The sequence below is a fragment of the Mesorhizobium sp. WSM4829 genome, assembly GCF_055811475.1.
In genome coordinates, this window is the sequence record NZ_JBVVQJ010000027.1 from 73,997 (window position 1) to 90,746 (window position 16,750).

Sequence of the window (16,750 nt, forward strand, 5' to 3'; positions counted from 1 at the left end):
GTTGGGCCAGAGGCTTTGCGATCAACCCGCCGGCGCCTGCGTCGGCCACGGCGAATTGTAGGAACAACCATGCTTCTCATCCGCTGCCCCTATTGCGAGGAAGAGCGTCCGGAACTCGAATTCCGCAACGCCGGCGAGGCACATATCGCGCGTTCGGCGGAAATGGCCGCGACAAGCGACGACGATTTCGAAAAGTTCTTCTTCATCCGCTCGAATCCCAAAGGCATCATCTATGAGCGCTGGCGGCACATGCATGGCTGCGCGCGGTTCTTCAATGCCGTGCGTGACACCGTCAGCGACAAGTTCCTGATGACCTACAAGGCCGGCGAGCCGAAGCCGGCGAAGCTGCCGGGAGCCTCCGAATGATCGCGACGTTCCGCATTCCCGGCGCCGGGCGCCTCAAGCAGGCAGAGACCGCGCGGTTCAGCTTCGACGGCCAGTCCTATGCCGGCGTCGAGGGCGAAACGCTGGCCTCGGCGCTGCTCGCCAACGGTGTCCATCTGGTCGGCCGTTCGTTCAAATATCACCGGCCGCGCGGCTTCCTGTCCGCCGGGGCGGAAGAGCCCAACGCGCTGGTTGAGATCAAGCGCGACTCGGCCAGGAGGACACCAAATGTTCGCGCCACCGTGCAGGAGCTCTATGACGGGCTGACGGCACAGTCGCAGAACCGCTGGCCGTCGCTGGCCTTCGACGTCAGCGCGCTCGGCGACATCGCCTCGCCGCTGCTTTCGGCGGGCTTTTACTACAAGACCTTCATGTGGCCGAAGTCCGCCTGGAAAAACTTTTACGAGCCCAGGATCAGGGCTGCGGCAGGGCTTGGCGTCGCTCCCGACCAGCCGGATCCCGACCATTATTCGGCGCGCTTTGCCCATTGCGATGTGCTGGTGCTGGGCGGCGGTGCTGCCGGCATCGCCGCCGCACTTGCCGCGGCCGAAACCGGCGTACGCGTCATCCTTGCCGACGAGCAGGTGGATTTCGGCGGCAGCCTGCGCTTCGAAAGCGGCGCCAGGATCGACGGCCAGGACGGTTTTGCCTGGGCGCAAGGTGCAGTCGCTAAGCTCAAGGCCATGGACAATGTCCGCGTGCTGTCGCGCACCACGGCCTTCGGCTATTACGCGCAGAATTTCGTCGGGCTGGTCGAGCGCGTCAGCGACCATCTGCAGAACCCCGGCCGCGAACTGCCGCGCGAGCGGCTGTGGCAGGTCCGCGCCAAACGCGTCGTGCTGGCGACCGGTGCCATCGAGCGGCACATGGTGTTTGCCGACAACGACCGGCCAGGCATCATGCTGGCGTCGGCGGCGCGCACCTATCTCAACCATTTTGGCGTCGCGGTGGGCAGGAATGTCGGCGTCTATACGGCCAATGATTCCGCCTATGCGGCGGCGATCGACCTGAAGAAGGCCGGCATCGGCGTGGCGGCGATAGTCGACCTGCGCGACAACCCGACCGGATCGCTGATCGACGAGGCGAGGGCGCTCGGCATCGAGGTCAATTTCGGCCGCGCGGTGATCCGCGCCGGCGGCAAATTGCGCGTCTCGTCGATGACCGTTCAGCCGAAGAATGGCGGCGGCGAGCGCACCATCCCGGTCGACGCCATCCTGATGTCGGCCGGCTGGACGCCGTCGGTGCATCTGTTCTCGCAATCGCGCGGCAAGGTCGCCTTCAACGAAGAGACCAAGCGTTTCGTGCCCGGCACCTACGCCCAGGATTGCGTCTCGGTCGGCGCCTGCAACGGCACCGACGGGCTGTCGGCGACGATCGACGAGGCCTATGCGGCGGGCGCCAAAGCGGCGAAGGATGCGGGCGTCAAGAATGCCGGGGCCAACGCCGTCAAGGGCACCAAGCCGAAGGTCGACGCCAGCGAGAGCTGGTCGCGCGGTATGCTGGGTGCGGCGCCCGGAGCCGGGCCGGACACGACAGTAAAAGCCTTCGTCGACTTCCAGAACGACGTCACTGCCAAGGACATCCGCCAGGCGGTGCATGAAGGCATGCGCTCGATCGAGCACGTCAAGCGCTTCACCACCAATGGCATGGCGACCGACCAGGGCAAGACCTCGAACATGCACGGCCTGGCGATCGCCGCCGAGACGCTGGGCAAGCCGATCCCGCAAGTCGGCCTGACGACGTTCCGGGCGCCTTACACGCCGGTGACCTTCGGTTCGATCGTCGGACACGCGCGGGGTCCGCTCTTCGACCCGACCCGCAAGACGGCGATCCATCCGTGGGCCGAGGCTCAAGGTGCGGTGTTCGAGGATGTCGGCCAATGGAAGCGCGCCTGGTATTTTCCCAAAGCGGGCGAGGACATGCACGCCGCGGTCGATCGCGAGTGTGTCACGGTGCGCAAGACGGCCGGCCTGTTCGACGCCTCGACGCTGGGCAAGATCGAGGTGGTCGGGCCGGATGCGGCGAAGTTCATGGAGCTGCTCTATACCAATCCGTGGGAGAAACTGGAGCCCGGCCGCTGCCGCTATGGCATCATGCTGCGCGAGGACGGTTTCATCTATGACGACGGTGTCGTTGGCAGGCTTGCAGCCGACCGCTTCCACGTGACGACGACGACGGGCGGTGCGCCGCGCGTCATGAACCATATGGAGGACTATCTCCAGACCGAGTTTCCGCATCTCAACGTATGGTTGACCTCGACCACCGAGCAGTGGGCGGTGATCGCCGTGCAGGGACCGAAGTCGCGAGAGATCATCGCGCCGCTGGTCGAGGGCATCGACATGTCGGACGGGGCGCTGCCGCATATGTCGGTGCGCGAGGGCAGGATCTGCGGCGTGCCGACAAGACTGTTCCGGATGTCGTTCACCGGCGAGCGCGGCTTCGAGGTCAACGTGCCGGCCGACTACGGCCAGGCCGTCTGGGAAGCGCTGTGGGCCGAGGGCCAGAAGCACGGCGCCTGTGCCTACGGTACCGAAGCGATGCACGTGCTGCGTGCCGAAAAGGGTTACATCATCGTCGGTCAGGACACCGACGGTACGGTGACGCCCGGCGATGCCGGGCTCGAATGGGCGGTCGGCAAGAAGAAGACCGATTTCGTCGGTATCAGGGGCATGGCTCGGCCCGACCTGGTCGCCAAGGGCCGCAAGCAGTTGGTCGGCCTGAAGACCAAAGACCCAAAAGTAGTGCTGGAAGAAGGCGCGCAGATCGTCGGCGATCCGAAGCAGGCGATCCCGATGACGATGATCGGCCATGTCACCTCGAGCTACTGGTCGGAAAATTGCGGCCGCTCGATCGCGCTGGCCCTGGTTGCCGGCGGCCGCGACCGGATGGGCGAGACGCTCTACGTGCCGATGCCCAATGCGACGATCGAGGTGGAGGTCACCGGCATGGTGTTCTTCGACGACAAGGGGGAACGCCTCAATGGCTAAGGCTGCTGCTGACAAGATTGCTGCTCCCATATCGATCGAACGCCGGCCGGCTCTCGCCGGTCAGGAGCTTTCCGTAACCGGCGTTACGCTTGCTGTGTTGCCGCCGGCGCAGCGTATTTCGCTGCGCGCGCCGGACGCCTCGGTCGCGGCGCTTTCGAAGGCGCTTGGAGTGAACCTGCCGCGGAAGCCCAAAACCTCGGCGGCAAAGGCCGGGCGTACGGCATTGTGGCTTGGGCCGGACGAATGGCTGGTCATCGACGAGGTGGGAAAAGACCCGCTCGCCGATTGCGCCGAGGTCACAGTGCTGCATTCGGCGGTCGGCATCTCGCATCGCAACGTCGCCATCTCGGTTATCGGTCCAGCGGCGGCGGCGACGATCAATTCAGGCTGTCCGCAGGATCTGTCGCTGGACGTCTTTCCGGTGGGCGCGGCCTCGCGCACCATCCTGGGCAAGGCCGAGATCGTGCTGTTGCGCTTCGCAGCCGACGCGTTCCGGGTTGAATGCTGGCGCTCTTTTTCCGATTATGTCTTTACTTTCCTGTCGGAGGCGGCCGGCGACGCAGCGGCTTAGGAATGTTCGCTGGGCTCGACCGTTTGCCGGAGCAAGTCGGGGAGAATGTCGATGCCGTCGAAATCCGCGCCGAATCCAGCGGCTCAGAAGACGCCGGCCGTGCGCTCGTTCGAACACGAGCAGCACAAAGAACCAAACATTGAAGAGGAACTCGAGGAAGGGCTCGAGGACACGTTTCCGGCCAGCGATCCGGTGTCGATCACCGGGACTTCGATTCCCGGCGCACCGGCAAGACCTGGCAAGGCCAAGATCGTGGCCGGAATGAAGAAGCGCAGGAAATAACATCCATCAGGCTCCAGCGAGCCGGGTCGCCGGCCACGAGAGCAGGCGGTCAGGATTTCCTGTCGCCGCTTTTGTTTTCGAACGTCAGAACGTGCTGGGCACGATCCACGGGTCGATGTCGATGCCGAGCCGCGGGTCCTTGCTTTCCGTTGAGCCCTTGTGGGTGGCCGTGCCTGCCTTCTCGACCGATCCGGTCGCGCCGCAATCGAGCTTGATGCCGGTGTCGGCGCAGGCCGCGGCCGGCGCCTGTTTGCCGGCCTGACTCTGGTCGGCGAAGGCAGCGCCCGAGAATGCAAGCACTGCCGCGACGGTGAGGATTGTCTTTTTCATGGTCTGTCTCCGGGCTGGATGACTGGAGTTGTACATGTACGACATAGCGTACATATACGACCGGCGAATATGAAGTTCAAGTCGGAAATTGTACATGTACAAAATATTTGACGGCGAGCGTGGCGCTAGCCTGCCGGGTCGCGATCCCAGCCACCAGGATCCTACACGCATAGATTGATTCCCCAGGCCTTCGCCCTGTTTCGCTTGCCTGTCAGCTATCCGAAACCGAACAAAAACCCTTCAGCAGTTGACCGGCGTCTCGGTCAGCGGCGGCACGTCCTGCGTGGCCAGAGCGGCAAGCGTGAAGTCGCACATCCGCTTGACGAAAGCCTGCTGGTCGCCGAACGGATAGAAGGGAAAGGTGATCAGCAGCGAGATCGTGCCGTGGCCGACCGCCCACAGCATGGTGGCGATGGCGCGCGGATCGCCCTTCAGCCTGCCGGCGGCCACGCAGGCTTCGACCCTCTTGATCAGCACCTTCATCAACGGGTTGCCCTCCTGCATCTCGGCGAAGGTCCTGCCTTCCGGGGGCTTGACCTTCTCGGTCATGAATATCGTGCGATACTCGTTGGGGTTGCCAAGGCCGAAGGCCGCATATTCGGTCATCACCACTTGCAGCGCCTCGATCGGATCGTCGGCCGGGTGATCCTCGATACGCTTTGCCAGAGTCTTGAACGCGTCCTCGGCCAACGCGAACAAGATGTCCTGCTTGTCGGCAAAATAGGAATAGACCGACATCGGCGCATAGCCGACACGCTTGGCCAGCTTGCGGATGGTGAGGCCTTCATAGCCTTCTTCCTGGACGAGCTTGTGCGCGGCGTCGACAAGTTCGGAGCGCAGTTCGGCCTTTTGTTTCTCGCGGCGTGTCTGGACGCTAAGCGGCAATTTTCGCCTGCCTTCTGTTGTGGCTGGCTAAATTATATACGCTGTACGGAATCGGACAAGGCGCGGTCAAAAATCGGCGTCCTTCTCAGCCATTTTCGCCCAAACATCGATCACAAATGTTACCCGGGCAGAACGACGCGACATCGGACTGTTACAACCAGAGGTTAGCTGCGGCCCGGCCAAGAGATTTTGTTGCTAGGGCGAGATGACCATGACCGAGCTTTCTTCCGTTGCGCCAAACGCAGATCCACTTTCTCACGATGCCCTGCTGGCCCTCAGGCGGGTGGTCATGGTTGCATGGTTGGCGATCGCGCTCGGATTCGCCATGGAGGCGCTTACTCTGGCTGGCAGGCTTGCAGCGGGTTCTCACCCGGCTACCACCCTGATCCTGATCGAATTGGCGCAAGGCGTGACGTGGGCGTTCTTCGTCTGCGCCGGTCTCAGCCTCGGCACGGCGATCGCCAAGGTACGAGCCTCGCTCGGCGGCCTGATCGCTGCGATCTCGGCACCACTGGCGATGGCCATCGCCAAGGGGTCGCAAAAGGTCATGGTAACTGCTCTTGATGCGGCCACAAAACCGGCCACCCTCTCGCTCACCACGCTGGGCGTGCTGCGGGCGATCGAATACGGCCTGCTCGGCTGGATCCTGGCCTCGCTGGCGTCGAAGGAAAAACCCCGTCCGCTCCATTTTGCGCTGGCAGGCACCGCGATCGGCGCGGTGTTCGGCGGCGGAATCACGGTGCTGACGATTGAGACGGCCGCGGCGAACGGCGTTGCACTTGAATTGCCGCGGGCGATCACAACCGGCCTCAACGAGATCGTGTTTCCGATCGGTTGCGCACTGGTCGTCTACATTGCCCTGCAGGTCGGCCGGCACATGAAGATGATCTCTGGCGAGGTTCGTTGAGCCGTTCAGGCCGCTTCTGGCTCGCGCTCGATCAATGTCAGCGTCAGCCAGCGCGCGGTCAGCGCCGGCTTTTTCGAGCCCTCGATCTCGATCGTCACGTCATGCGCGGTCTGCACCCACCCCGACGGCCTGACCTTGACGTCGGCCAACACGAAACGGGTGCGGATGCGCGCGCCGGTCTTCACCGGCGCCAGGAAGCGCAGCGAGTCAAAACCATGGTTGACGCCCATCTTGCTGTTTTCGAGCGGCGGCATGGTCTCGAAGGTCATCGCCGACAGAAGCGAAAGCGACAGAAAACCATGCGCGATGGTGCCGCCGAACGGTGTCTCGCGCTTGGCGCGCTCCGGGTCGCAATGGATGAACTGGTGGTCGTCGGTGGCGTCGGCGAACTGGTCGATCATGCGCTGCGAGACCACCCGCCACGGCGACACGCCGACCTCCTTGCCGACGCTGGCCAGAAGCACATCGAGACTGATCGGTTCCACGCTGATGTCCTCCATTTCAACCGTCCGGAGCGCGAGCGGCTTCATTCCTTGAACAGTGTCAGCCCATGCTGCACCGACTGTCCGCCATCGATCGGCAGGATGGCGCCGGTGACATAGCTGCCGGCACGGCTGCACAAATAGAGCGTTGCGCCGGCAATGTCATCCGGCGCGCCGATGCGACGAAGCGGAACATGGCCGCCGACTTGTCTTGCCTGTTCCTCGCTCGCGGTGGCAAAAGCTGTCATCCGGCTCTGGAAGGGGCCGGGGGCGAAGGCATTGACGGTGATGCGGCGGGCGGCGAACTCGATCGCCAAGATGCGCGTCAGATGGTGAACAGCAGCCTTCGAGGCAGAGTAAGAGTAGGCGTCGTCGGCCAGCGCCTGCGTGCCCATCACCGAACCCAGATTGATCACCCGGGCCGGATCGGCATCGCTGGCGGCGGCGTCGAGCAGCGGCAGAAGTTCGCGCGTCAGTTGGAAGACCGCAGTGACGTTGACGCCGAACACCCTGGCCCAGGCATTGTAGGGAAAACTTTCCAGCGGCGCCCCCCAGGAGACGCCGGCATTGTTGACCAGGATGTTCAGCCGCTCGGTCCGCGCCTTGACCTCGTCGACCAGCGCCGCGATGCCAGCCTCGCTGGAGACATCGCCGGCAAAGCCCTCGGCCCGGCCGGTGCCGCCGAGGCCGTTCAGTTCATCGGCAACCCTGATGCAGTCCTCACCCTTGCGCGAGGCGATCATCACGCTGGCGCCGGCCCTGACCAAAGCGGTCGCCGCCATGCGGCCGATGCCGGTCGCAGCCCCGGTCACAAGCGCGGTCTTGCCGGTCACCGAAAACAGCTCGTCCAGATAGGTCATTGCAATTCCTCTGGGCAATTCTTCCGCGCTCTTGCTTTGCGCTCCCGGCAAAAAGGCTCGCGCTGACAAGGCAATCCGAACTACGATCATCCTTGCCGCGGGTAAAGTGCCAAAGCCGAGGCGATGAAACGCGGGCTGGCTGACTTCCAGGACCGGCGGCACAGTGTGCATCGGGATGTAGCTGCGGAATGATTGCGAAACGCCCACTGCTGTATACCAAACATGCCGAGACCGTCATTCGTGAACGGTCTCTCGACAAACGGTGGATCGAACGTGCTGTGTGGGAACCGGATTGGCAAGCGGCTGATGTGAAAGACACTTCGGTGATACGTCTGTACAAGCAGGTGCCCGAAAATGGCGGCCGCATCCTGCGTGTCGTCTGTGTGGCAACGCCTGAGGAAATCCGTATACTGTCTGTCTATTTCGATCGCGGGGCGAGAAGGCCGGAATGACGCTCAAACTCGAATATGACCCGGAAGCTAATGCTGCCTACATCCGTTTTTCCTCGGAGGCGATCCAGGAAAGCGAGGAAGTTTCCGCAGGCATAGTCCTCGACTATGATGCTGACGGTCACATCGTCGGCATGGAGGTGCTGGATGCCCGAGAACACCTTCCCGCCGCGATCCTAAAGGCGGCCTGACCCCAACCTACTCAGCGGTCTCGACATTCGTGTAGGCGGCGTGTTCGAACTCGCGCTTCAGCCGCGATGCCTCTTCCACCTTCGGCGTGACGAAGCGGCCGAGCAGGAGATAGGCGACCGGTGTCAGGAACAGCGTCGAGACGGTGGCCAAGCCCAGACCGCCGACGATCACCCAACCGAGCGCGATGCGCGCCTCGGCGCCGGCGCCGCTCGCCAGCACCAGCGGCACGCCGCCGAGCACGGTGCAGATCATCGTCATCATCACCGGCCTATGGACGAAGCGATGCTGCCGCCGGAACTTGCGAAGCCCAACGGCAAGGTGTTTATAGGGCCCAGAATCAGAATAGCTTGAGGTTACGTCCATGCGGCTGCAACGGTTTGTCGGGATTGTCCTTGTGTCGATGGCAAGTACGATTTTCGCCGAGGCCGCAGACAAGTTCCCGCCTTTTTGGCGCAAGTCGATGACCAACGATCCAAGTACGAACTACTTTCTCAAGAAATATTCGACCCCTTTTGGATGACCCAGCCGGGACCGCAGTTAGAAATATCATGCTGGCGCGAGTTATCGGCGCGGAATGCCAGTCGTCCAAGCTCAATAAGGCCAAAGTCAAAGCCTATCGCGATAGGATGATTGACCCGCTCACGCCTGAGCAACTCAAGGCAGCTGCATTCGAAGGTGGTAGTGCGCTGCGTAGTTTTAACTACCAGGACCTCGCCCACCTTTGCGCCGGCATCGACTATCAATTTGGACCGAAGGGGGTGCTGATCGCCGGTGCCGTTTCAACTGGCAAGGGTGAACCAAAGTATCCCTATGATCCGCGTAGGCCATATTTTCGACTACCGGATTTCACAGGCAATTAGTTAAACGGCATCCTCTCCGCAAACGGAAGGCCTACTCAGCCGGCTCGACATTGGTGTAGGCGGCTTGTTCGAGCTCGCGCTTCAGCCGTGACGCCTCTTCCACCTTCGGCGTGACGAAGCGGCCGAGCAGGAGATAGGCGACCGGCGTCAGGAACAGCGTCGAGACGGTGGCCAGACCCAGGCCGCCGACGATCACCCAGCCGAGCGCGATCCGCGCCTCGGCGCCGGCGCCGCTCGCCAGCACCAGCGGCACGCCGCCGAGCACGGTGCAGATCATCGTCATCATCACCGGCCGCAGCCGGATGGTGGAGGCCTGCTCGATCGCCTCACGCACGCCGAGCCCGCGGTCTCGCAACTGATTGGCGAACTCGACGATCAGGATGCCGTTCTTGGCCATCACGCCGACCAGCAGCACCAAGCCGATCTGGCTGTAGGCGTTGAGGCTGGTGCCGCTGAGCAAAAGGGCAAAGATCGCGCAGGCGAGGCCGAGCGGCACCGTCGCCATGATGATGACCGCGCTGACGAAGCTCTCGAACTGAGCGGCGAGCACCAAAAGGATGATGACAAGCGAGAAGCCGAAGATGGTGATCATGGCGCTGTTGGTCTCGCCCAGCGTCGCCGCCTCGGCCAAGGGGACGATGCGGCTGCCCGGCGGCAGAAGCGGCGTGGCGATTGCCTCGGCGCGGGTGAGCGCCTGGCCGAGCGCGAAATCGCCGCTGAGGTTGGAGGTGATCGCCACCGACGGCTGCTGCTGCTCGCGGGTCAGCGAGGGCGGTACGGCGCGCTCGGTCAAAGTGGCGATGGTCGACATCGGCACGAAGCGGCCGTCTGCCGTCTTCAGGAAGATGTTCTCCAAATCGGTCGGATCGTTGATCGGGTTGGTCGTCGAGACGAGCTTCACGCCGTAGCTGCGATCGGCGATATAGACGTCGACGACATCATTGCCGTCGAGCATGGCCTGGAAGGAATCGGCCAGCCTGGTGATGTCGATGCCGAGGTCGGAAGCGCGCTCGCGGTCGATGGCGACGGAAAGCTGGGGCTGCGTCGGGTCGACGGAGAGCCGCGGCGACTGGAAGCCGGGGTCCTTCTGCATTTCCGCGATGATCTTCACCGCAGCGTTGCCGAGCGCCGCGCGGTTGTTGCCGACCAGCGCGAACTGCAGGCCGTTGCCGGCGCCGCGAATACCGAGGCTGTTGGGCTGCATCGGAAAGACGCGCACGCTCGGCACCTGCCGGGTGAGCCGTCTGATGTCGGCCATGATCTGCTGCTGGCTGCGGGTGCGCTCGTCCCATGGCGCCAGCGTCATCACCACGAAGCCGGCATTGTAGGCGCCGTTGCGGCCGGCGCTCTCGAAGGTGTTGCGGATTTCGCCGGAATCGTGCAGCGGCTGGATCAGTTTTTCGATCTTCTGCATCTGCTGCGTCGTGTAGTCGAGGCTGACGCCTTGCGGCGCGTCGACGCGCATGAGCACGACGGCACGATCCTCGGTCGGCGTCAGTTCCTGGCGAATCGTGCCGAACAGCGTGAAGGCGGTGGCTGCAAACAGCAGCGCGACCAGGAGCACGATCCACGGCGCATCGAGGCAGGTGCGCAGGCAGCGCCGGTAGAGCCTGTTCAGCGCGCCGCCGATGCGGGCGCCGATGCCGCTGCCGCCTTCGTGATGAAGCGGCGCGACCGACAGCATGCGCGAGGCAAGCATCGGACAAAGGGTCAACGCCACGACGGCGGACAGAAGCACCGATATGGCGAGAACGAAGCCGAATTCGCGAAACAGGCCGCCGGTCTGGCCGGGCAGGAAGGAGATCGGCACGAAGACGGCGACCAGCGTCAGCGTCGTGGCGATGACGGCGAAGAACACTTCCTGGGCGCCAAGCACGGCCGCGGCGCGTGGCCCCATGCCTTCGTTGCGTCGTCGCACGATATTTTCCAGAACAACGATGGCGTCGTCGACGACCAGGCCCGTCGCCAGCACCAGGGCCAGCAGCGTCAATATGTTGACCGAGAAGCCGGCAAGATAGATGGCGGCGATTGTCCCGATCATGGCGACCGGCATCGCAAGCCCAGGAATGAGCGTCGCGCGCCAGTCGAGGAGAAACACATAGATGACGATCAGCACGATGGAGACGGACAGGCCGAGTGCGATCTCGACCTCATGCACCGCGCCGTTGACGAAGACCGCATCGTCGCTGGTGACCTTGATCGACATGCCCTGAGGCAGATCCGCCTGCAGCGCGGCGACGGCGGCCCTGACGCCGGTCGAAATATCCAGCGTGTTCGATTCCGCCTGGCGGATGATGCCAAGACCGATGCCGGTCTTGCCGTTCGAACGCAATGTGGTCTGACCGATGTCGGGGCCGAGCGTGACGGTGGCGACGTCGCGGATGCGGGTCGTGCCGCCGATGATGATGTTTTCGAACTCCTCCGGCGTGGTCACGTCCGCCGTCGGACGCACGATCAGATCCTGGTTGGTCGTGGTGATCGAGCCGGCAGGCGAATCGAAAGCGACCGAGGCCAGCGCTGTCCTCAGGTCGGCGACGGTGAAGCCCAGGCCGGCGAGCTTGTTCTGATCGACATCGATGCGAAATATCTTGTCGCGGTCGCCATAGACCTGGACGTCGGCTACGCCAGGCACGGCGGCAAGCTCGTCCTCGATCTGGTCTTGGACCAGCACCTTCATGTCCTGCACCGACATGGTGTCGGAGGTGACAGCCAGCCGCATCACCGGCTCGGAATTGGCATCGGCCTTGACGATGCGAGGCGCATCCGCCGTATCCGGCATCTGGTCGGCGACGCGGCCGACGCCATCGCGCACATCGGAGGCGGCGACGTCGAGATCGACGCCGTCGTTGAATTCGATGGTGACGCGGCTTGTGCCGAAGGACGAGGTGGACGAGATCGACTTCACACCAGAGACGCGGGCGACCGCGCCCTCAATCACGTCGGTCAATTCGCGGTCTACGGTCTCGGCTGCAGCGCCTTCAAAGGTCGTGTTGACGGTGACGACGGCGCGATCGACATCCGGCAGTTCGCGGATTTCGACACCGTAAAAGGCAGCAAGGCCGGCGACCGCGATCAGCGTGTTCAAAACGAAGGCCATCACCGGCCTGCGGATGAACAGCGCGGTGAATCCTGTGTCGCTGGCTGCGTTGTTGGTTGCGGTCATCAGCCGTCGGCGTCCGCGGCGCGCAGTTGTTCGCCGGCGATGCGGACCTCGCCGCCTTCGCTGACACTCTGGGTGCCCTCGGTCACCACCATGTCGCCGCTGACGATCGGGGCATCGATCAGCACGGTCTCGGTGTTGCGCTGGATGATGCGCACCGCAACCCGCTTGGCCTTGCCGTCCACGATGGTCCAGATATAGGCGCCGTCCGAACCCCATTGTATCGCCAGCGGACTGACCGCAGGATAGCTGTCGCCGGGGAACTTCATGGTGATCTGGAAGGACATGCCGGCACGCAGCGAATCGGCCGGATTGGCGATCTTTGCCTTGACCAGAAGGGTACGGCTGGCTTCATCGATGTGGTTGTCGATGGCGGAGACCGTGCCGGTATAGGCTTTGTTTGGGTTGGCGATTGGCGTCGCCGACAATTGCGCGCCGACTTTGACGACGGCGGCGAAGCGCTCCGGTACCCAGAATTCGACCAGTATGCTGGAGCGGTCGTCAAGGGTGGCGACCGCCGACTGGCTGGTCACATAGTTGCCGGCTGATATCGGCAGGATGCCGACGACGCCGGCGATCGGCGCGACGATCGAGCGGCGCTGCAAGGCCAGTTCCGCATCGCGAAGCGCCAGCTTTGCATTGGCCAGCACCACCTCGGCATCGGCAACAGAAACCGCCGTCGCAGCGTTGGAAGCCCGCAGCGATTTGACCCGGTCGAGCTTGGCCTGCGCGTCCTGCAAGGCAACCTTTGCGCGGTCCTGTGCGATCACCTCGGTGTCGGAATCGAGGGTGGCAATGATCTGTCCTTTTTCGACATGGGCGCCGGACTCGACCAGAAATTCGACCAGGCGGCCTGAACTGTAGGGATTGACCGTCACCGAGGCGTAGGCTCGGCCGGTGCCGATTGCCCGCAGGCGATCATTGATGACGGCCGTGGCCGCCGGCAATGCGACGATAGTCGCCAGTTGGCCGGCGTCGCTGCGGCGGCCCGCTTGCCCGGCGTTGTCGACGGCGCTCGTCGCTGTCGGAGGCGTCGCGGCATCAGCCCATTCGATGCCCCAGCGCGCCAGCACATCCGGCGCGCCTGGAAAAAAGCGAACCCAGGCGGCCGCGGCCGCGACGAGGATCACAAATGCAAAAACAATCTGTTTCCAGGCGGCCATCGGCACTCCGGTTTGGCAAGATACCGTCTACCCCTTCCCAAGGTGAAGTAGATGCGACGGCACCATCCGACACAGGGGATGGCCCGTCGATATCAAAGCTTTATGGCAATTCTCCCGCTCGCTTGCACATTAAATCGGTGTAACGTTGGTAAGGGCCTACGCTTGAGTCAAACTGGCTCAGCCGGCTGAGCCAATGGGGTAGTGGTCAGTTTGAAACAATCGTTGCGGTGGAAGAAGCGCATGGTAGGCAGGATCGACTTCAGATGTGACTCGCTTTGCTGTCAATCCTCTTCAAATCGAGCCGCGGAATGAGAAAGTCCAAAAATGCTTTAACTTTGGGGGGCTGAACGCCGCCTCCAGGCCGGATCGCATAGAGGGTTGGTTCGGGTCCTGCCCACTCGGGTAGGACACGAACCAGTCTCCCAGCGGCAACGTCCGATTTGACGCGCACATGGTTGGTCATGAACAGACCAACTCCCTCCAGCAGGAACCCGTGAAGAGCCTCTGGATCGCTGGCGACGGCCATTGCTCGTACTTTGAACTGGGACCGCTCGCCGCCGCTCGATAGGGGCCATTCTACTGCCGGACGATTGAAATAGAACTCTGTCAACAGACAGGCATGTTCCGTCAGCTCCGATGGATGCTGTGGCGTCCCCGCACGTTCCAGGTAGGTCGGGGCCCCATAGATGCCCATCGGCAATGCGCCGAGCCGCCGAGTCGTGAGCGTGGAATCGGGCAGGGTGCCTTCCTGGAGCCGGAAAGCGATGTCTATGTCCTTGGCGACAAGGTCGACGACCTCGTGCCCAAGAAGCAATTGCGGGAACACCTCTGGATAGAAGCGGCGAAACTCTGTGAGCAGCGGAGCGAGGACGCGAGTTGCCAGCCAGTACGAGGCGGCAATCCGAAGCCATCCGCGCGGATGTTGCTGCAACTCCGCCACTGCGTTCTCCGCATCCTCCAGATTCTTCACCACTCGTTCGCAGTGCTGGAAATATACCGCTCCCGCTTCAGTCAGCTTCAGGCTGCGGGTTGTCCGATTCAGCAGTTGTGTCCGCAGTCTGGATTCCAGCTCCTGCACCTTCCGGCTGACCCGTGTCTTCGGCACCTTGAGCACGTGCGCTGCCGCTGTGAAGCTCCCTTCCTGCACCACCTTTACGAAAGCGACCGTATCGCTGAAGTCGCGCAGCATATGAGTCCTCCAGCAAGTTCGGATTGTCTCTCATTTTGAGACATTGATGTCCGAATCCGCTCGGTAATCAAGTCAGGTCCGTCAAGGTAGATCATGATTGTCCTATCAACAGCAAAAACCAACTGGAGAACTGCCATGATCAAATCCCTAGCGATCGCCGTCGGTGCGCTGACGCTTTCGGTAACTGCTGCCGACGCAAAAAGCGCGCCGCTCCGCAACGTCGTTCTCGTCCACGGCGCCTTTGCCGACGGAGCTGGATGGCGGGGCGTTTACGACCAATTGACAAGTCGTGGCTATAAAGTCTCGATCGTCCAGAACCCGCTCACGTCGTTCGAAGACGATGTCGCCGCAACGCGCCGCGTGCTCGCCCGGCAGGATGGGCCAGCCATTCTCGTCGGCCATTCTTATGGTGGCACGGTAATTACAGAAGCCGGCGATGCTGCCAATGTTGCGGGCCTCGTCTATGTCGCAGCCTTTGCGCCAGAGGTCGGTCAATCCACGCTGGACCAATATGCCGAGGTTCCTCCGCCGCCGAACTTTCAGCCTGATGTGCAGCCCGATGGCTTCGCGTTCCTGAAGACTGAGACGTTTAAGGCCGGCTTTGCTGGGGACACCAACAATGCCGACGCCGCATTCCTGCGCGACTCCCAGGTGCCGATCGCTATGAAGGCGCTTGAGGCCAAGGTGACGACGGCGGCGTGGAAGACCAAGCCAAGCTGGTACGTTGTCGCGACTGAGGACGGCGCTATCGCGCCCGAACTGCTTCGGAGCACCGCCGATCGTATTGGGGCGGTCACCACGGAGGTCAAAGGCAGCCATGTGGTGTTCCTTACCCAGCCACAGGCTGTAGCCGACGTCATCGAACAGGCTGCCAAGGGTGTGGTGCTGGGCGATACCGCGGTGGCACCGAACTGACATCGCCCAATCGTAGCTCTGAGCCACGCCAAGAGCGCAAGCGGGAAACGTGCAAGATACTGGAGCAGCCGGGAGCGTCATCGACGTCCCCGGCATTATGACAGGAAGGTTTTTACTGCTCGGTCGAGCCGTCGCTTTGAGACGCGACAGCGCTAATGCGGGCCGCTGAACTCAGTTTGACCACGCAGCCGGGCAGATCGCTTACGTCGCGTGTGCGCCGCCGGGTACGACCACGCCGGACATCGCGATTCCGGCGGTTGCCGGATCTTCCTTCAGCGCCGCATCCGCGAGCGAGACCACGCCCACCAGGCGCTTGTCGCGATTGAGGACAGGCAACCGCCTGACCTGGATGTCACCCATATTCTGGGCGACGTGCTCGATATCTTCGTCCTCGAAGCAGTATTTGACATCCTTGGTCATCACGTCGCGGACCGTGGCATTACCGTCCTTGCCTTCGGCGACCGCACGCACGACGATGTCACGGTCGGTGATCGTTCCGACGAGTCGGTCGTTTTCTCCGACGGGCAGGAATCCGACATCGTCAACCGCCATGCGTTTCGCGATTTTCTGCAACGACTCGCCAGGACTGGCGAGATGGACGTTGGGGGTCATTATCTCAGCGACTTTCATGGTGAATCTCCCTGTTCGCGCCCAGAACGGCATCAACGCCGGCAGTCGTCGAGCGAGATTGGTCTGGAAGACGTATTGAGGGCCTCAGGCCTGTCGCGCTGCGACGCTCGCTCGGCGGCCTCGTTCTTCGCTGATGCAACTAACAGCCGGGCCGAATGGTTCCAGCCGTGGCCGCGCCGCCATAGATATCAGTCGGAACCATCGGGCTCCGGTCCCGTTTGCCGTAAATACCGCCTTGCAGACCGGACATGGGCTGCGTGACCCTTGAAGCTTCCCGTTTTGTTCCCATATAGGGTGAAAGGACGGGAGACGGTTCCTCCGCCGGGTCCCGCGCGGAGACATAGGTAACAAATCGCACCTAAGACATGGTGTAGTGCGCCCCTGAACTGAGACGCCAAAAGCGTAACAGTTCTCCGCAAAAAAGATTGAAATCGTTGTTGACACTTTGGATGGGCGCCGACTATATACGCCTCACCAACGAGGGCGGCGCGCCGCTGGCGACGA

General features: G+C 62.7%; 17 protein-coding genes and 1 pseudogene. 9 read left to right on the forward strand and 9 right to left on the reverse strand.

Annotated elements, in window-relative coordinates; translation table 11 throughout:
* The first annotated feature begins 69 nt into the window (after positions 1–69).
* Genes AC0L17_RS23625 through AC0L17_RS23640 form a run of 4 tightly spaced genes read left to right on the forward strand, consistent with a single transcriptional unit; the run spans position 70 to position 4,224 of the window.
* Complete coding sequence (locus AC0L17_RS23625; protein ID WP_473517584.1) at positions 70–366, forward strand: sarcosine oxidase subunit delta; 297 nt, start codon at positions 70–72, stop codon at positions 364–366.
* Positions 363–3,371 carry a sarcosine oxidase subunit alpha gene (locus tag AC0L17_RS23630; RefSeq protein WP_473517585.1) on the forward strand — a complete coding sequence of 1,003 codons (3,009 nt, stop codon included), beginning with the start codon at positions 363–365 and terminating at the stop codon, positions 3,369–3,371. Before AC0L17_RS23625 ends, AC0L17_RS23630 begins: the two co-directional genes overlap by 4 nt.
* On the forward strand, positions 3,364–3,942 hold the full coding sequence (locus tag AC0L17_RS23635) for a sarcosine oxidase subunit gamma (RefSeq protein WP_473517586.1): 579 nt from the start codon (positions 3,364–3,366) through the stop codon (positions 3,940–3,942). Before AC0L17_RS23630 ends, AC0L17_RS23635 begins: the two co-directional genes overlap by 8 nt.
* A 51-nt stretch (positions 3,943–3,993) precedes the next feature.
* Positions 3,994–4,224 carry a hypothetical protein gene (locus AC0L17_RS23640; RefSeq protein WP_023797528.1) on the forward strand — a complete coding sequence of 77 codons (231 nt, stop codon included), beginning with the start codon at positions 3,994–3,996 and terminating at the stop codon, positions 4,222–4,224.
* A gap of 84 nt (positions 4,225–4,308) precedes the next feature.
* Here AC0L17_RS23640 and AC0L17_RS23645 read toward each other — a convergent pair whose 3' ends face one another.
* Complete coding sequence (locus tag AC0L17_RS23645; RefSeq protein WP_473517587.1) at positions 4,309–4,554, reverse strand: DUF680 domain-containing protein; 246 nt, start codon at positions 4,552–4,554, stop codon at positions 4,309–4,311.
* A 240-nt stretch (positions 4,555–4,794) separates the two neighbouring features.
* Positions 4,795–5,439 (reverse strand): TetR/AcrR family transcriptional regulator, encoded by a 645-nt coding sequence (locus tag AC0L17_RS23650; protein WP_128173541.1) that lies wholly within the window; start codon positions 5,437–5,439, stop codon positions 4,795–4,797.
* 205 nt (positions 5,440–5,644) lie between these two features.
* Between AC0L17_RS23650 and AC0L17_RS23655 the strand changes: the two genes are divergently transcribed.
* Entirely contained in the window at positions 5,645–6,346 is a 702-nt protein-coding gene (locus AC0L17_RS23655; protein ID WP_473517588.1) for a hypothetical protein, read from the forward strand.
* 5 nt (positions 6,347–6,351) lie between these two features.
* Here the strand turns inward: AC0L17_RS23655 and AC0L17_RS23660 are convergent, their stop codons facing one another.
* Positions 6,352–6,846: a MaoC family dehydratase gene (locus AC0L17_RS23660; RefSeq protein WP_268929563.1), complete on the reverse strand. Its 495-nt coding sequence runs from the start codon at positions 6,844–6,846 to the stop codon at positions 6,352–6,354.
* A gap of 26 nt (positions 6,847–6,872) precedes the next feature.
* Complete coding sequence (locus AC0L17_RS23665) at positions 6,873–7,688, reverse strand: SDR family oxidoreductase (protein ID WP_473517589.1); 816 nt, start codon at positions 7,686–7,688, stop codon at positions 6,873–6,875.
* Between the two features lie 188 nt (positions 7,689–7,876).
* On the opposite strand from AC0L17_RS23665, the gene AC0L17_RS23670 reads away from it, so the two are divergent.
* Both AC0L17_RS23670 and AC0L17_RS23675 read left to right on the forward strand, forming a co-directional pair.
* Complete coding sequence (locus tag AC0L17_RS23670) at positions 7,877–8,140, forward strand: DUF4258 domain-containing protein (RefSeq protein WP_473517590.1); 264 nt, start codon at positions 7,877–7,879, stop codon at positions 8,138–8,140.
* Entirely contained in the window at positions 8,137–8,328 is a 192-nt protein-coding gene (locus tag AC0L17_RS23675) for a DUF2283 domain-containing protein (protein WP_473510696.1), read from the forward strand. Before AC0L17_RS23670 ends, AC0L17_RS23675 begins: the two co-directional genes overlap by 4 nt.
* A gap of 7 nt (positions 8,329–8,335) precedes the next feature.
* Here the strand turns inward: AC0L17_RS23675 and AC0L17_RS23680 are convergent.
* Positions 8,336–8,599: pseudogene (locus AC0L17_RS23680) on the reverse strand (efflux RND transporter permease subunit); the annotation flags it as partial.
* Between the two features lie 278 nt (positions 8,600–8,877).
* Here AC0L17_RS23680 and AC0L17_RS23685 point away from each other — a divergent pair.
* Entirely contained in the window at positions 8,878–9,189 is a 312-nt protein-coding gene (locus AC0L17_RS23685; protein WP_473517591.1) for a hypothetical protein, read from the forward strand.
* Between the two features lie 31 nt (positions 9,190–9,220).
* Here AC0L17_RS23685 and AC0L17_RS23690 read toward each other — a convergent pair whose 3' ends face one another.
* The 3 genes from AC0L17_RS23690 to AC0L17_RS23700 form a co-directional block, all read right to left on the reverse strand.
* The gene (locus AC0L17_RS23690; protein WP_473517592.1) at positions 9,221–12,352 is read right to left on the reverse strand and encodes an efflux RND transporter permease subunit; all 3,132 of its coding nucleotides are present in this window, start codon (positions 12,350–12,352) and stop codon (positions 9,221–9,223) included.
* Entirely contained in the window at positions 12,352–13,512 is a 1,161-nt protein-coding gene (locus tag AC0L17_RS23695) for an efflux RND transporter periplasmic adaptor subunit (protein ID WP_128171160.1), read from the reverse strand. The genes AC0L17_RS23690 and AC0L17_RS23695 overlap by 1 nt, the downstream gene beginning before the upstream one ends.
* A gap of 259 nt (positions 13,513–13,771) precedes the next feature.
* Positions 13,772–14,701, reverse strand: coding sequence for a LysR family transcriptional regulator (locus tag AC0L17_RS23700; protein ID WP_473517593.1), 930 nt, complete (start codon positions 14,699–14,701; stop codon positions 13,772–13,774).
* Between the two features lie 135 nt (positions 14,702–14,836).
* On the opposite strand from AC0L17_RS23700, the gene AC0L17_RS23705 reads away from it, so the two are divergent.
* Positions 14,837–15,616, forward strand: coding sequence for an alpha/beta fold hydrolase (locus tag AC0L17_RS23705; RefSeq protein ID WP_473517594.1), 780 nt, complete (start codon positions 14,837–14,839; stop codon positions 15,614–15,616).
* A gap of 201 nt (positions 15,617–15,817) precedes the next feature.
* Here the strand turns inward: AC0L17_RS23705 and AC0L17_RS23710 are convergent, their stop codons facing one another.
* Positions 15,818–16,246 (reverse strand): CBS domain-containing protein, encoded by a 429-nt coding sequence (locus AC0L17_RS23710; RefSeq protein WP_236392749.1) that lies wholly within the window; start codon positions 16,244–16,246, stop codon positions 15,818–15,820.
* Between the last annotated feature and the right edge of the window lie 504 nt (positions 16,247–16,750).

Excerpts from the sequence above, each read along its gene's own strand:
- AC0L17_RS23700 (WP_473517593.1), bottom strand. The coding sequence starts at position 14,701 with ATGCTGCGCGACTTCAGCGATACGGTCGCTTTCGTAAAGGTGGTGCAG.
- AC0L17_RS23655 (WP_473517588.1), top strand. The coding sequence starts at position 5,645 with ATGACCATGACCGAGCTTTCTTCCGTTGCGCCAAACGCAGATCCACTT.
- AC0L17_RS23640 (WP_023797528.1), top strand. The coding sequence starts at position 3,994 with ATGCCGTCGAAATCCGCGCCGAATCCAGCGGCTCAGAAGACGCCGGCC.
- AC0L17_RS23625 (WP_473517584.1), top strand. The coding sequence starts at position 70 with ATGCTTCTCATCCGCTGCCCCTATTGCGAGGAAGAGCGTCCGGAACTC.
- AC0L17_RS23675 (WP_473510696.1), top strand. The coding sequence starts at position 8,137 with ATGACGCTCAAACTCGAATATGACCCGGAAGCTAATGCTGCCTACATC.
- AC0L17_RS23710 (WP_236392749.1), bottom strand. The coding sequence starts at position 16,246 with ATGAAAGTCGCTGAGATAATGACCCCCAACGTCCATCTCGCCAGTCCT.
- AC0L17_RS23670 (WP_473517590.1), top strand. The coding sequence starts at position 7,877 with ATGATTGCGAAACGCCCACTGCTGTATACCAAACATGCCGAGACCGTC.
- AC0L17_RS23635 (WP_473517586.1), top strand. The coding sequence starts at position 3,364 with ATGGCTAAGGCTGCTGCTGACAAGATTGCTGCTCCCATATCGATCGAA.
- AC0L17_RS23660 (WP_268929563.1), bottom strand. The coding sequence starts at position 6,846 with ATGGAGGACATCAGCGTGGAACCGATCAGTCTCGATGTGCTTCTGGCC.
- AC0L17_RS23630 (WP_473517585.1), top strand. The coding sequence starts at position 363 with ATGATCGCGACGTTCCGCATTCCCGGCGCCGGGCGCCTCAAGCAGGCA.
- AC0L17_RS23690 (WP_473517592.1), bottom strand. The coding sequence starts at position 12,352 with ATGACCGCAACCAACAACGCAGCCAGCGACACAGGATTCACCGCGCTG.
- AC0L17_RS23705 (WP_473517594.1), top strand. The coding sequence starts at position 14,837 with ATGATCAAATCCCTAGCGATCGCCGTCGGTGCGCTGACGCTTTCGGTA.
- AC0L17_RS23665 (WP_473517589.1), bottom strand. The coding sequence starts at position 7,688 with ATGACCTATCTGGACGAGCTGTTTTCGGTGACCGGCAAGACCGCGCTT.
- AC0L17_RS23685 (WP_473517591.1), top strand. The coding sequence starts at position 8,878 with ATGCTGGCGCGAGTTATCGGCGCGGAATGCCAGTCGTCCAAGCTCAAT.
- AC0L17_RS23695 (WP_128171160.1), bottom strand. The coding sequence starts at position 13,512 with ATGGCCGCCTGGAAACAGATTGTTTTTGCATTTGTGATCCTCGTCGCG.
- AC0L17_RS23645 (WP_473517587.1), bottom strand. The coding sequence starts at position 4,554 with ATGAAAAAGACAATCCTCACCGTCGCGGCAGTGCTTGCATTCTCGGGC.